The organism is Microbacterium sp. Leaf351 (genome assembly GCF_001423825.1).
Taxonomy (GTDB): Bacteria; Actinomycetota; Actinomycetes; order Actinomycetales; family Microbacteriaceae; genus Microbacterium; species Microbacterium ginsengisoli.
Window position 1 is genome coordinate 80,048 of record NZ_LMPK01000003.1, and the last position, 244, is coordinate 80,291.

1 pseudogene is annotated in these 244 nt (G+C 69.7%); it reads right to left on the reverse strand.

Going from position 1 to position 244, the window contains the following annotated elements:
• Positions 1-244, reverse strand: a pseudogene (locus ASG00_RS16385) (DNA repair protein RadA); the annotation flags it as partial.

A 244-nucleotide genomic window follows, 5' to 3' on the forward strand; every position in this document is an offset into this window, starting at 1 on the left:
GGGGGCGCCGGTGCCGAGGAACAGGGCGCTGGGGTCGGCGACCTCGACGATGCCCGATCCGGTCATGTCGAAGCATCCGACCTCGTCGGTGGGGCCGAAGCGGTTCTTGAGCGCGCGCACGAACCGCAGCGAGGTCTGCCGGTCGCCCTCGAAGTGGCAGACGACGTCGACGAGGTGCTCGAGGATGCGCGGCCCGGCCACCTGGCCGTCTTTCGTGACATGGCCGACGATGATGATCGGCAGG